Source organism: Clostridium sp. RTP31139st1_H3_RTP31139_211217 (assembly GCF_040227035.1).
GTDB lineage: Bacteria > Bacillota > Clostridia > Clostridiales > Clostridiaceae > Clostridium > Clostridium saudiense.
In genome coordinates, this window is sequence record NZ_JBCOAB010000003.1 from 40,801 (window position 1) to 53,925 (window position 13,125).

Below are 13,125 nucleotides of genomic sequence, written 5' to 3' on the forward strand. Positions count from 1 at the left end.
GCATTTTTTGTCTTGTCTTTGCCTTCATAAATAACACACTCCATTCTTCCTTTAGTTTATATTAAAGCTAAAGAAATATCAATAAAGCAATGACAAGATTCAAAAGGTGTAAATAAAGATTGCTTAATTCCTTATTTTGTACCCCTTGCCCTTGTCATATAAGTCAAATTTATCTCATGGCTAGCTATCTGTAACACTCTCACTTCTTTAGTATAGAGATAACAACTGGCACAGCCCTAAATATGAAATTTTAATCTTAATGAGAAATTAAAACTCTATCTTAAGCTTAAAATTCAGTTTATATTTTAAATTCTTCTACTTTTTCAATAACAGTTAATTTTAGCCTACCCTTTTTTATTTTATTATTTGTATGTACATATGTCTTGCTATTTCTGCTATTTAAAAATTTATTAAAATAATACTTTCTATTAGTATATAATTTACTAATATCTTTTTCATTTATTTCTATAATTATATCTTTTTCTTGTGGCGCTTTTTCCTTTAGACTTTCACAAATTAAATACCCTTCAACAAGTTCCCTAAATGCAGGGTGGAAAGGACCATCAACTATATCTTTTCCTGTAGTAATAGTATCTGTTGGCTGAAGGCCAATTCTTATTACTTTTACTTTAGCTTCATTATATAATTTTAACATTTCTGCTGAAATATATACAGCTTCATCTAATGAATAAGGCTTATAATCTCCTCTATTATACATATCTTCCATTGGAGTATCCTTAATGACTAATGATGGATATATTCTACAAATATCTGGCTTCATTGCTATAGATTTTTTAGCACTTTCAATATCTATTTCAAAATTATCACCTGGTAATCCTGGCATTATTTGATGCCCTAAAGTGAACCCAGCTTCCTTTATTAATTTTGATGCTTTTTCAACATGCTCTACAGAATGACCTCTTCCTGATTTTCTTAATACTTCATCATTTAAGGATTGCACTCCTAACTCAATTATATCTACACAGTATTCCTTTAAATAACTTAAAATATATGGAGATATGGCATCTGGTCTTGTAGATAACCTTATTTTGTTAATTAACCCTTTTTGTTTATATTCCCTAGCTACTTCTAGCAATTCTTTTTGTTTAGCCACACTAATAGCTGTAAATGTTCCACCAAAGAATGATACTTCTACTGTAGCACCTTTGTTAATTGTGCTTAAATACTCTTCAATTGTATTTCTTACATCTTCAGCAAATACTTCTTCATATTTCCCTGCAATTCTATCTTGATTACAAAAAACACATTGATGAGGACATCCTTGATGTGAAATAAAAATAGGAATTATATAATAATTCTTACTCATTTTTTTCCTCCAAAATTTCTAATGCTGCCTTTGCTGCATTTTGTTCAGATTCTTTTTTACTATATCCTTCTCCACATGTTAATTCTTTATTATCAATAATTAGTTTTGTGTAGAATTTTCTTCTATGTGGTGGTCCTTCAAACTTAATAAGCTCATAAACTATCGATATTTCACCATTTTTTTGAAGATATTCTTGCAATCTAGTCTTATAATCTAAAATAATATCATTATTTATCGCTTTTTTAATTATTTCTTCAAATCTACCTATAATATAATCCTTAGTAAATTCTAATCCCTTATCTAAGTATATAGCTGCAATTAAAGCTTCAACTGCATCGGCAATTAATGAAACTCTTTCACGCCCTCCTGTTAACTCTTCACCTTTACTCATTCTTAAAAGATATCCTAAATTAAGAGATTTACCTATTTCATATAATGAATTTTCACAAACAATCAAACTACGAATTTTTGTTAATTCACCTTCGCTTTTATCTTTATAATTTAAAAATAAGTATTCAGTTATGCATACTTGAAGAATAGCATCTCCTAAAAATTCAAATCTTTCATTATACTCTTCATCTCTATGCTGATTTGCATAAGATGAATGTGTTAAAGCCGTAAGCAATAATTTAGGTTCATTAAATTTAATCCCTATTATTTCTTCCGCTTCTTTCTGATAGAAATTATTCATTTTTTACACTCCTTCAAGTTTATTCTTCAACTTGCTTACAAAAACAAATTCAAGAATAAACTATTTGATAAATTTTACTTAAAGTAATTTATAACATAAAATCCCGCAAATTCTGCGGGATCTTATTTATTCCTCAACATGTGACTTTACATATTTAACTACATCGCCAACAGTTACAAAACCTTCAGCATCTTCGTCTGGTATTTCCATATCTAACTCATCTTCTAAAGCCATTATTAACTCAACGATATCTAAAGAATCTGCATTTAAGTCTTCTAAAAATGATGAATCCATAGTAATTTCATCTTCACTAATGCTTAACTTATCAGCAATGATTTCTCTAACTTTCTCAAACATTCTTTCACCTCCTAAACACACCCATTTAGATAATATTATATATTTTTAATACAGTCAATATGCATTACTTATATTTATTATGAAAATAAATTTAAAGATTATAAATTTCTAAATACATAATATTAAATAAACTTTTTATGCTTTTAATTCTAATTCAACTTTAATTTTATCTAACACTTTATTATCATAAAATTGTTTACTTTGTCTTATAGCATTTTTAAAGGCCTTCCCATCTGAACTTCCATGTGCTTTAATGCATATACCATCAACACCTAAGAAAGGAGCCCCTCCATATTCCTTATAATCAAATCTTTTCTTTATATCTTTAAAAACAGGTTTCAATAAAAGTGCACCAATTTTTGCAGTTATCCCTGAAGATAACATACCGTCCTTAACAATATTTAATACTGTTGATGCCGTACCCTCATACATCTTTAATATAGTATTCCCTGCAAAGCCATCACAAACAAGTACATTTGTATCCCCTAAAGTAACATCTCTAGGCTCAACATTACCAATAAAATTAAGAGTTTCTTCATTCTTTAATAATTGGTATGTATTCTTTGTTAAATCATTTCCTTTTTCTTCTTCTGCTCCAATATTAACTAATCCAATGCTAGGATTCTCACCATTTAGCACACCTTTATAATATTCTTTTCCCATATGTGCAAATTGAACTAAATATTCCGGTTTACAATCTACATTTGCTCCAGCATCAACAATCATAAATGGTGCATTCTTTCCTGGCATAATAGGTGCTAAGGCTGGTCTTTTAACCCCCTTAATTCTTCCAACTATAAAATTACAGCCAGCTAAAAAAGCTCCAGTGCTTCCTGCAGATAATACTGCATCACACTTTTTCTCTTTAACAAGACTTAAAGCTTTACAAAGACTTGAATCTTTTTTCTTTCGTATAGCCATAACTGGATGCTCATTAGTACTTATAACTTCTTTAGCATCAACTATGTTAATTTTGTCACCATTGTAACCTTCCTTTGCTAACTGCTCCTTAATAACCTCTTCTGGGCCTGTAATATAAAATTCCAAATCGTTATATTCATTTAAAGCTTGAATAACACCATTAATAACTGCTTGTGGTGCATTATCTCCACCCATACCGTCTATAGCAATTCTCATTTCTTTCACCCCTTATTTCTTTATATACAAAGAAAAGAAAGTCAAATGACTTTCTTTTATTCTTCAGTTGAAGCAACTACTTCTTTACCTTTGTAGAATCCACAGTTCTTACAAACTCTGTGAGCCATCTTCATTTCGTGGCATTGTGGACATTCAACTATTCCTGGTAAGCTTAACTTAAAAGTTTGAGCTCTTCTAGAATCTCTCTTTGCTCTATATGTCTTTCTAGCTGGATTTCCCATTATTACACCTCCTTATTCCCCAAACAACTCTCTAAGCTTTGCAAGCCTAACATCTACATCATAATCTAAACAACTACAATTTTCAACATTTTTATTCGCACCGCATACAGAACATAGTCCTTTACAGTCCTCTTTGCAAAGTCTTTTGATAGGTAAGGTTGAAATAATACAATTTTCAATAATTTCGGTAATATCAATTGTATCACCATCTACAAACATTATTCCATCATCTTCAAGATCTGGATCGTTTGTAAACCTTTCTTCTATATCAATATCTATTGGATAGATAAAGGTATCTAAGCATCTCGAACAATTTAACTTTAGTTTTGTTTTTATCGAAGCCTCTATTAATATAACATCTTTTTCAGATATTGCAACCCCTTTAACATCAACTTTTTCAATTGCTCTAATTTCTTCTCCTTCGAATTCAAAAGGTTCTAACTCGAATGATAAAGATATTTCTTTTTTCCTATTTTTTTTAGACAATAAATCTGAAAAATTAATAATCATATCTTATGCTCTGGAAGATTTCCTCATACCTTTAAAGGTATATTATACTTTATGTATAGCTCGAGCCAAGCGATTTTTCACTCCTCGCCAAAATTTACTGAATTCAAACACAATTTATTATATAAAGCTAAGACATAAAAGTCAAGCTTATTTACATAATTACTTTTGTATTAATTCTAAAGTGTCTCTTGCAATCATTAATTCTTCGTTTGTAGGTATAACAAATGCTTTAACTTTGCATCCTGGTTTTGATATTTCTCTTACCTTACCTCTAACATTGTTAGCTTCTCTATCTACTTCTACTCCTAAGAATTCTAATCCCTTTAAGCACTCTTCTCTAGTTTCTGGACCATTTTCTCCAACACCAGCAGTAAATACTATAGCATCAACTCCGCCCATAATTGCAGCATAAGATCCTATTGTAGCTCTTACTTTATATTCAAATACTTTAAGTGCTAATATAGCTCTTGGATCTTTATCTTTGAATGCTCCATCTTCAATATCTCTGAAATCTGAGCTTATTCCTGAAATTCCAAGAACACCTGATTTTTTGTTCATTAAATCATTTACTTCATCAGCTGATAAACCTTCTTCTTTCATTAAGAAAGTAACTATTGCTGGATCAATGTTACCACATCTAGTTCCCATAGCAACTCCTTCAAGTGGTGTGAATCCCATTGAAGTATCTACAGAAACACCATTTTTAACAGCACATACACTTGCACCGTTTCCTAAATGACAAGTGATTATTTTTAAATCTTTAATATCTCTTCCCATAACTTCTGCTACTTTTTGAGAAACATATTTATGAGAAGTACCGTGGAATCCATATTTTCTTATTCCATGTTTTTGATATAATTCATATGGTAAAGCATAAATGTATGCTTCTTCTGGCATAGTTCCATGGAAAGCAGTATCAAATACAGCTACCATTGGTGTATTTGGCATTAATTCTTCACAAGCATTAATTCCTATCATATTAGCTGGGTTGTGAAGTGGTGCTAATTTAAAGCATTCTTCTATGTATGCCTTAACTTCATCGTTTATTACAACTGATTGATTGTATTTTTCACCACCGTGAACAACTCTATGTCCTACTGCTGAGATTTCATCCATAGATGAAATAACTCCATTTTTCTCATCAACTAAAGCTTCTAAAACTAGCTTTATTGCATCCTTATGATCTGCCATTGGTTGTTTTATAATGTATTTATCTCTACCTTCAACCTTTTGAGTTAAAACAGAGCCTTCAATTCCTATTCTCTCAACTAATCCTTGAGCTAATGATTCTTCTGTCGACATATCGATTAATTGATATTTAAGTGAAGAACTTCCACAGTTTATAACTAATACTTTCATTTTTGAACACCTCTTAAAACTATTTAATTTTTGTCTATTTTGTATTTTGAGCTTGTGCTTGAACTGCTGTTAAAACAACAACATTAACGATATCTTCTGAGTTACATCCTCTAGATAAGTCATTAATTGGCTTTGCAAATCCTTGACACATTGGTCCTATAGCTTCAGCTCCTGCAAATCTTTGAACAAGCTTATATCCAATATTTCCTGATTGTAAATCTGGGAATATTAATACATTTGCCTTACCTGCAACTTTACTATTTGGAGCCTTTTGAGCTGCAACACTTTCAACTATAGCTGCATCTAATTGAAGCTCACCATCAATTAATAAATCAGGTCTTAACTCTTTTGCAAGTTCTGTTGCCTTTCTAACCTTGTCAACCATTTCATGGTCTGCACTTCCCATAGTTGAGAATGATAACATAGCAACTCTTGGTTCAACCTTACAAAGGTTACGTGCTGTATCAGCTGTTGCAATTGCAATTGCAGCTAATTGTTCATAATTAGGATTTGGATTAACAGCACAGTCAGAGAATAATAACATTCCATTTTCTCCATACTTAGATCCTGGTACCATCATAATAAAGAAACTTGATACTACTGAAACCCCTGGTGCAGTTTTTATAATTTGTAAACCTGGTCTTAATAAATCACCTGTTGTATGAACAGCACCTGAAACCATTCCATCAGCATCATCTAACTTTACCATCATTGTTCCAAAGTATAATGGATCTCTAACGATTTTATCTGCTTTTTCTATAGTCATACCTTTATTTTTTCTTGACTCATAAAATGCATTTATATAATCTTGTAGTCTATCTGATTTTTCAGGATTTATAATTTCAACTCCTGTTAAATCAACTCCAAGCTCTTTAGCCTTTTGTAATATTTTTTCTTCGTTACCGATTAAGATTGGAAATGCTAAACCTAATTTGTGGATTTTTTCTGTTGCAACAATTGTTCTTTCCTCATCACCTTCAGGTAAAACAATTCTTTGCTTATTTTCTTTAGCAGCGTTCCATAATTTATCCATAAGTTCCATATCTAATTTCCCCTTTCGAATTTATACGGTCTCATCAACAATACTAATATACTCCCATGTATGCATATATTTCAATACCTAAATTGCGCAAAAAATTAATTCTTTATATTATAAATTTTCTGAATTTTATACACGTTTAAATCTTATATAATATTTATATTATATAAAACCTTTCACTTTTCCTCCTCTATGCTATAATATTTTTATATTTCCCAAAAAGGAGTTAAAATATGAATATAACAGGAATAATTACTGAATATAATCCATTTCATAATGGTCATAAATTCCATTTAGAAGAAGCAAAGAAACAAACAAACTGTGATGGTGTAATATGCATTATGAGTGGAAACTTTGTACAAAGAGGCGGCCCTGCCATAGTAGACAAGTGGCAAAGAACTGAAATGGCTTTAAATAATGGAGTTGATTTAATAATAGAACTTCCAACTTTTTATGCTGTCTCTTCTGCAGAATTTTTTGCAAAAGGTGCTGTTTCAATATTAAACTCTTTAGGAGTAGTTGATAATATTTTCTTTGGCTCCGAGTGCGGGGACAGCAAAAAACTATTAGAAATTGCTAAGGTCCTTGTAAGCGAAGATTCTGATTTTCAAAATTTATTGAAAAGAAATTTATCATTAGGTCTTACTTTTGCAAAATCTCGAGAAAAAAGCTTAATAGAATATTTAAATGATGAAGATATAAATAATATCGTCACTTCATCAAATAACATTTTAGGTATTGAATATATAAAAGCTATTTTAAAACTAGGAAGTTCCATTAATCCTGTAACCTTAAGGCGTGAAGGTTCAAATTATAACGATAAAGAGATATCTACTTCTTTCTCTTCTGCAACTTCAATTAGAGAAGTTTTAAAATCTTCATCCCCTATTGAAAATATTAAAAATTTGATTCCATTAGAGTCTTATGAAATTTTTAGTAAATTGCAAGAAGAGAATTATGATTTTATCTTCGATGAAGAAATGTTCAAGTATATTAAGTACAAAATCCAAACTAACTGTATAAATTTTAACAATCTTTATGAAATAACAGAAGGTTTAGAAAATAAAATAATTAAAGAAATATCTTCATCTAATTCATACGATGAATTTATATTAAAAATAAAAAGCAAAAGATATACATATAGTAAGATTTCAAGATTACTTACACACATATATCTAGGACTTGATAATGATTGTTTTAAAAATATAGAAGATACTAACAACTTATATGCTAGAGTTTTAGGCTTCAATAAAAAAGGAAGAGAAATTCTTTCATTAATTAAAAGTAATTCTTCTATTCCTTTAATAACTAAAGTACCAAGATTTTCAGATAATCCATTATTAAAATTTGATTTACAAGCAACAGCTGCTTATTCAATATTAAATAATAAAGTTAATCCTTATAATGATTATCTTAAAAGTCCTATAATAAAATATTAATATTACAATATATACAGCATATAAATACTATAGATGGGAGGGATGACCATGTATAGTATTATTTTTTTACTAATAATCATATTTTTACTACTGTTACTTTTATTCAAATTATTAAAAGTTAACAAAAATTATTTTATGTGTATCTTAATTACAGTATTTATTTTTTTATTTGTTTCTAATCTTCAAAGTTGTATTGACGCTGCCTTAGTAGGGGTAAATCTAGTAGTTAAGACTATAGTTCCAACAATTTTTCCTTTTTCAGTTATATGTAATTTACTAATTTCCTATGACGGTGTCAGTCTATATTCTAAAATTCTAGGACCTTTGTTTTGCAAACCATTAAAACTTTCAAAATCATCATCTTTTCCAATAGTAGCAAGTATATTAAGTGGTTACCCCCTTGGTTGCAAATATTGTTGCGATCTTTACTCTTTAGGTTACATAGACAGAAAAGAATTTGAAAGATTATTAAATATTGCAAGTAATGCAAGCCCTATGTTTTTAATAGGATCTATCGGAGCCACAATGCTCGGAGATATAAAATTAGGATTTATTTTACTTATAGGTAATTATTTAGCTCCAATGATTGTAGGTATTTTAACAATTAAACAAAGTAAAAATCTATCAAATATGAAGGAAGTTCCAGCAAATACATCCAATATTAATTTTGGAACTGCATTAAAATCTGCACTTGATAATGGTGTAAATACAACTTTACAAGTTGGCTCTTTTGTAGTTTTATTTTCTATAATTATAAGCATAATAAAAAATAATGCTTATATAAGCATTATTTTTAGTAATATAGAAAATTTTTTAAATCTTCCTCAGTATTCACTTTATGGTATATTTTTAGGTAGTGTAGAATTTACAAATGGTTGTAAACTTATAACTACATTACCTTTAACAATCCCCTTTAAGTTATCTATAATTAGCTTTATTTGTTCTTTTTCCGGATTATCAGTAATAGCTCAAATAAGCTCATTTGTATCAAAATACAATGTATCTTTAGCAAAATATAGCTTTTATAAATTGATTCAAGGAATAATTAGCTTCTTTATTACATTTGTAATAAGCAGTGTATTTACACTTAAATACACTGCTTATACATCAACATTTATTCCTGATAACTACAATATTACAATAATAATTTACTTATTTATATTACTATCACTGATATGTACTTTAATTATTGCAATATCAAAGAAATTACATCGTTCTTAATTCTGCTATATTTTCTTTAATTATAGTGCCTGTTTGTGTTAAGTTATCATCTATATCCTTTGCCACTTTTTCAAATGAATCTTGCATAGATTTTATTAATGCAGCTTTTTGCTTTTCAATTTCTGCATCTAATTGTGTTAATATTTCATTTGAATATTCTCTAGATCCTATTCTAATAGCTTTAGCATCTCTTTGTGCTAAAGCTATTATTTCATTAGCTCTTAACTTTGCTTCTCTTACAATATCATGACTTTCAACATTTTGCTTCATGATTTCAATTGTTTCTTTTTTTACACTATCATATTCTTTTTGCGCATCAGCAAGAATTCTATCCTTCTCACTAACAATCCATTGCGCCTTTTTAAATTGATCTGGAAGACAATTCATGATTTGTTCAATTACTTCATTAAATTCCTTTTTATCAATTATTGTTTTACCTGTAATAGGCATTTTCGCGGAATTTTCCACCATATCTTGTAGGTATTCTAACAATTCATATACACTCGAATCCATATTCTCCAAAAATATTCCCCCTAACTTCTATCCCTTAATTTTCTTAACAACATCTTCAACTATTTCATCTGGAACTAATCCATTAATTTTGCCACCAAACTTTGCAACCTGCTTTACTGATGATGAACTTAAAAATGAATTCGCAGCAGCTGTAGTCATAAACAATGTTTCAATCTCACAATCTAACTGGTTATTCATAAGCGCCATTTGAAATTCATATTCAAAATCTGTTACAGCCCTTAATCCTTTAAGTATAACCTTTGCATCATATTTTCTTGCTAAGTCTACTAAAAGCCCATTAAAACTAACAACCTCTACATTAGGTAAATGTGATGTTACTCTTTTTATTAATTCTACCCTCTCTTCAATAGAAAACAATCCTACCTTGTCGATATTAACCAATACACCAACTATAAGTTTATCAAAAACTTTAGACCCTCTTGTAATAATATCTAAATGCCCATTAGTAATAGGATCAAAACTTCCCGGATAAATTGCTACTCTCATATTCTTCTCCCTAAGTTAATTAATTTTATAATAACAAACTGTTGTATTACCATATTTCTTAGATTTGTATAACTTTATGCTACCATAACCTTCATATATTTCTTCTATAGAATCTATTTTAGTAACTATAATACCATCTTCATTTAACATTTTATTTTCTTCTATAATTTTCATTGCCTCAGGAATCATCTCTTTACAATAAGGTGGATCTATAAAAATAACATCCATTACCTTTCCTTTTTTAGCTAAATCCCTTAACACATCATACGAATCCTTATTTAAAGGAAAACAAAAATCACTAAATTTTAAATTATCAACATTTTCTTTTAATAATGGAAATGTTACAGCACTCTTATCTACTAAATATACTTCTTTAGCACCTCTACTTGCTGCTTCTAAACCCAAGCTACCAGTTCCAGCAAATACATCAATTACTATCGCATCTAATAAATGATTTTGTATAGTACTAAACATAGCTTCTTTAACTCTATCTAAAGTCGGCCTAGTTTCCATAGTTGCTGGAGGTATTAACTTACGTCCTCTTGCTTTTCCTGCTATAATTCTCATTTAATTTCCTCCTTTGTCATTAACATAATAATTCTAACATATAATTAATTTATTAACAATTTTTTTATTAATGGAAATTCACTCTTTACTTTTGCTCATAGGAGTAAGTTCACCTAACCAAATTAAAATTTGGAGGTTCACTTAATTAAAACAGATATATTTACTCCATCTTTCTAATGAATTTTTAACTTCGTTACAGAACTTTACCTTTTCTGGTTCATCTGAATCAAGTAATAACCTTGCTTCGCTTTTAGCACATTTTAATATATTTAAATCATCATATATATTAGCTAAAATAAATTCTTCATCTCCACTTTGCCTTCTACCAAACATTTCACCTGAACCTCTTAACTTTAAGTCCTCTTCTGATATATAAAAACCATCAGTTGAAGTCGTCATTATTTCCATTCTCTTTTTGGTATTTTCACTTTTTGCTTTTGCAATTAAAAAACAATAGGATTCATAGCTACCTCTACCAACTCTTCCTCTCAATTGATGTAATTGTGCAAGACCAAATCTTTCAGCATTTTCAATTATCATTACAGATGCATTAGGTACATTAACTCCAACTTCAATAACCGTTGTTGAAATAATAGCTTTTGTTTCATTATTTTTAAATCTTCCTATTATCTCATCCTTTTCTTTTGGCTTCATTTTTCCATGAAGAATTTCTATTGGTATACCCCTAAACATACCATCACTTAATTCATTATAAAGTTTTTCTACAGAATTTAATTTCATATCTTCATCTTCTTCAATTAGTGGACATACTATGTAAACCTGTCTACCCTTCTCTATTTCATCCAAAGCTAAATCATAAGCGGAATTTCTTTCATTTTCATTAAAAAATCTTGTATCTATAGGTTTTCTTCCAGGTGGAAGCTGATCTATAGCAGAAATATCTAAATCCGAATAAACATATAAAGCTAAAGTTCTTGGAATTGGTGTAGCTGTCATTACCATTACATCAGGTCTTCTACCCTTATTAATCAATCTGCTTCTTTGCTCAACCCCAAATCTATGTTGTTCATCCGTAATTACCATTCCTAAATTTTTAAAATCAACATCTTCTTGTATTAATGCATGAGTACCAATTACAATAAGCGGCTCATCCGTTGTAATAAGTTCCTTAATACGTCTTTTTTCTTTCATTGATGTACTTCCAGTTAATAATTCTATATGTATATTAAATGGTTCTAATAATTTCTTCGCCTCTAAATAATGCTGATTTGCTAATATTTCTGTTGGCACCATTAATGTAGCTTGATATCCGTTTTTAACTACATTAAACATTGCAATTAATGCAACTACTGTTTTTCCACTACCAACATCCCCTTGAACTAATCTATTCATCGGCCAGGGACTTTTTTGATCTCTTAATATTTCTCGCACAACCCTTGTTTGTGCATCTGTTAAACTATAGGGAAGTGCAGCTTTTAAATCTCTTAATTCATCAACTAATTGAAATGTAATTCCATTCTTAGTCCTAAGATTCTTTTTTAACATTAAAAGTTTCATTGAATAAGTAAATAGCTCTTGAAATTTCAATCTGTTTATTGCTAATTCAAGTTCCCTTCTCCCTTTAGGAAAATGTATATTTTTAATAGCAAAATCTAAATTAGTCATTTTATATTTATCTAATAGATATTTAGGTAAGTTATCCCTAATTGTTATTTGTTCCAAACAATTCCCTATAAGCTTAATTAAAATCTTATCGCTTAAATCACCTTTTAAACTATATTTAGGTACTATTTCGTTTTCCTTTGCCATTTTAACTCCAATAATAGGGTTAATAACTTCTAATCTATTAGTTACCTTTTTGAACTTTCCCATTAAATCATAACTTTGACCTATTTTAAAAGTATTTTTTATAAATCCCTGATTAAACCATTTCCCCAAAACTAAATGTCCTAAATAATTAAATCTAATAGTTGTTAAAGTTTTTCCTGTTTTAGTTCTAACATCTCTATCTATTCCAACACAAACACAAGATAAAACTTGCTTATCTTCTTCATCAATTTCGTTAAAAGGAATATTACTTCTTAAAAATTCATAATCCCTAGGAAAATACAAAAGTAAATCTAACACAGAAAAAATTCCACATTTATTTAATTTTTCTAAAAGCTTTGGTCCAACTCCCTTTAAACATTTTACATCTTGTGATATATCCATAAAACTTCTCCTAATCTGTAAAATTACAAATATATTTTACGAAA

The 13,125-nt window shown here is 29.2% G+C and carries 14 protein-coding genes; 2 read left to right on the forward strand and 12 right to left on the reverse strand.

Annotated features, from left to right (window positions below; translation table 11 throughout):
* Positions 1 to 298: 298 nt before the first annotated feature.
* The 8 genes from ABUA17_RS02180 to pta all read right to left on the reverse strand — a co-directional run bounded on the left by ABUA17_RS02180 (position 299) and on the right by pta (position 6,665).
* Positions 299 to 1,327: an elongator complex protein 3 gene (locus ABUA17_RS02180; RefSeq protein ID WP_042396868.1), complete on the reverse strand. Its 1,029-nt coding sequence runs from the start codon at positions 1,325 to 1,327 to the stop codon at positions 299 to 301.
* Positions 1,320 to 2,018: a ribonuclease III gene (rnc, locus tag ABUA17_RS02185; protein ID WP_042396872.1), complete on the reverse strand. Its 699-nt coding sequence runs from the start codon at positions 2,016 to 2,018 to the stop codon at positions 1,320 to 1,322. The genes ABUA17_RS02180 and rnc overlap by 8 nt, the downstream gene beginning before the upstream one ends.
* A 126-nt stretch (positions 2,019 to 2,144) precedes the next feature.
* On the reverse strand, positions 2,145 to 2,375 hold the full coding sequence (acpP, locus tag ABUA17_RS02190; RefSeq protein ID WP_042396875.1) for an acyl carrier protein: 231 nt from the start codon (positions 2,373 to 2,375) through the stop codon (positions 2,145 to 2,147).
* Between the two features lie 135 nt (positions 2,376 to 2,510).
* The gene (gene plsX, locus ABUA17_RS02195) at positions 2,511 to 3,512 is read right to left on the reverse strand and encodes a phosphate acyltransferase PlsX (RefSeq protein WP_042396879.1); all 1,002 of its coding nucleotides are present in this window, start codon (positions 3,510 to 3,512) and stop codon (positions 2,511 to 2,513) included.
* 56 nt (positions 3,513 to 3,568) lie between these two features.
* Positions 3,569 to 3,754: a 50S ribosomal protein L32 gene (gene rpmF / locus ABUA17_RS02200; RefSeq protein WP_005213472.1), complete on the reverse strand. Its 186-nt coding sequence runs from the start codon at positions 3,752 to 3,754 to the stop codon at positions 3,569 to 3,571.
* 12 nt (positions 3,755 to 3,766) lie between these two features.
* Positions 3,767 to 4,264 carry a YceD family protein gene (locus ABUA17_RS02205; RefSeq protein WP_042396884.1) on the reverse strand — a complete coding sequence of 166 codons (498 nt, stop codon included), beginning with the start codon at positions 4,262 to 4,264 and terminating at the stop codon, positions 3,767 to 3,769.
* A gap of 159 nt (positions 4,265 to 4,423) precedes the next feature.
* Complete coding sequence (locus tag ABUA17_RS02210) at positions 4,424 to 5,623, reverse strand: acetate kinase (RefSeq protein WP_042396886.1); 1,200 nt, start codon at positions 5,621 to 5,623, stop codon at positions 4,424 to 4,426.
* A 34-nt stretch (positions 5,624 to 5,657) separates the two neighbouring features.
* The gene (gene pta / locus ABUA17_RS02215; protein WP_042396889.1) at positions 5,658 to 6,665 is read right to left on the reverse strand and encodes a phosphate acetyltransferase; all 1,008 of its coding nucleotides are present in this window, start codon (positions 6,663 to 6,665) and stop codon (positions 5,658 to 5,660) included.
* A 230-nt stretch (positions 6,666 to 6,895) separates the two neighbouring features.
* Here pta and ABUA17_RS02220 point away from each other — a divergent pair, with 230 nt between their 5' ends.
* Both ABUA17_RS02220 and spoVV read left to right on the forward strand, forming a co-directional pair.
* Positions 6,896 to 8,101: a nucleotidyltransferase gene (locus ABUA17_RS02220; protein WP_042396893.1), complete on the forward strand. Its 1,206-nt coding sequence runs from the start codon at positions 6,896 to 6,898 to the stop codon at positions 8,099 to 8,101.
* Positions 8,102 to 8,149: 48 nt separating this feature from the next.
* Positions 8,150 to 9,322, forward strand: a complete 1,173-nt coding sequence (spoVV, locus tag ABUA17_RS02225) for a dipicolinic acid transporter SpoVV (protein WP_042396896.1) — start codon at positions 8,150 to 8,152, stop codon at positions 9,320 to 9,322.
* On the opposite strand, the gene ABUA17_RS02230 is transcribed toward spoVV, so the two are convergent.
* The 4 genes from ABUA17_RS02230 to recG form a co-directional block, all read right to left on the reverse strand.
* Positions 9,308 to 9,844: a hypothetical protein gene (locus ABUA17_RS02230; protein WP_055276123.1), complete on the reverse strand. Its 537-nt coding sequence runs from the start codon at positions 9,842 to 9,844 to the stop codon at positions 9,308 to 9,310. The two genes, spoVV and ABUA17_RS02230, sit on opposite strands and share 15 nt — an antisense overlap.
* An 18-nt stretch (positions 9,845 to 9,862) precedes the next feature.
* Positions 9,863 to 10,342: a pantetheine-phosphate adenylyltransferase gene (gene coaD / locus ABUA17_RS02235; RefSeq protein WP_042396902.1), complete on the reverse strand. Its 480-nt coding sequence runs from the start codon at positions 10,340 to 10,342 to the stop codon at positions 9,863 to 9,865.
* Positions 10,343 to 10,357: 15 nt separating this feature from the next.
* Entirely contained in the window at positions 10,358 to 10,909 is a 552-nt protein-coding gene (gene rsmD / locus ABUA17_RS02240; RefSeq protein WP_042396904.1) for a 16S rRNA (guanine(966)-N(2))-methyltransferase RsmD, read from the reverse strand.
* Between the two features lie 141 nt (positions 10,910 to 11,050).
* On the reverse strand, positions 11,051 to 13,081 hold the full coding sequence (recG, locus tag ABUA17_RS02245; RefSeq protein ID WP_042396907.1) for an ATP-dependent DNA helicase RecG: 2,031 nt from the start codon (positions 13,079 to 13,081) through the stop codon (positions 11,051 to 11,053).
* Between the last annotated feature and the right edge of the window lie 44 nt (positions 13,082 to 13,125).

Coding starts and splice junctions, on each gene's coding strand:
- ABUA17_RS02205 (WP_042396884.1), bottom strand. CDS start 4,264: ATGATTATTAATTTTTCAGATTTATTGTCTAAAAAAAATAGGAAAAAA.
- rsmD (WP_042396904.1), bottom strand. CDS start 10,909: ATGAGAATTATAGCAGGAAAAGCAAGAGGACGTAAGTTAATACCTCCA.
- plsX (WP_042396879.1), bottom strand. CDS start 3,512: ATGAGAATTGCTATAGACGGTATGGGTGGAGATAATGCACCACAAGCA.
- coaD (WP_042396902.1), bottom strand. CDS start 10,342: ATGAGAGTAGCAATTTATCCGGGAAGTTTTGATCCTATTACTAATGGG.
- spoVV (WP_042396896.1), top strand. CDS start 8,150: ATGTATAGTATTATTTTTTTACTAATAATCATATTTTTACTACTGTTA.
- rnc (WP_042396872.1), bottom strand. CDS start 2,018: ATGAATAATTTCTATCAGAAAGAAGCGGAAGAAATAATAGGGATTAAA.
- rpmF (WP_005213472.1), bottom strand. CDS start 3,754: ATGGGAAATCCAGCTAGAAAGACATATAGAGCAAAGAGAGATTCTAGA.
- ABUA17_RS02220 (WP_042396893.1), top strand. CDS start 6,896: ATGAATATAACAGGAATAATTACTGAATATAATCCATTTCATAATGGT.
- pta (WP_042396889.1), bottom strand. CDS start 6,665: ATGGAACTTATGGATAAATTATGGAACGCTGCTAAAGAAAATAAGCAA.
- ABUA17_RS02180 (WP_042396868.1), bottom strand. CDS start 1,327: ATGAGTAAGAATTATTATATAATTCCTATTTTTATTTCACATCAAGGA.
- recG (WP_042396907.1), bottom strand. CDS start 13,081: ATGGATATATCACAAGATGTAAAATGTTTAAAGGGAGTTGGACCAAAG.
- ABUA17_RS02210 (WP_042396886.1), bottom strand. CDS start 5,623: ATGAAAGTATTAGTTATAAACTGTGGAAGTTCTTCACTTAAATATCAA.
- acpP (WP_042396875.1), bottom strand. CDS start 2,375: ATGTTTGAGAAAGTTAGAGAAATCATTGCTGATAAGTTAAGCATTAGT.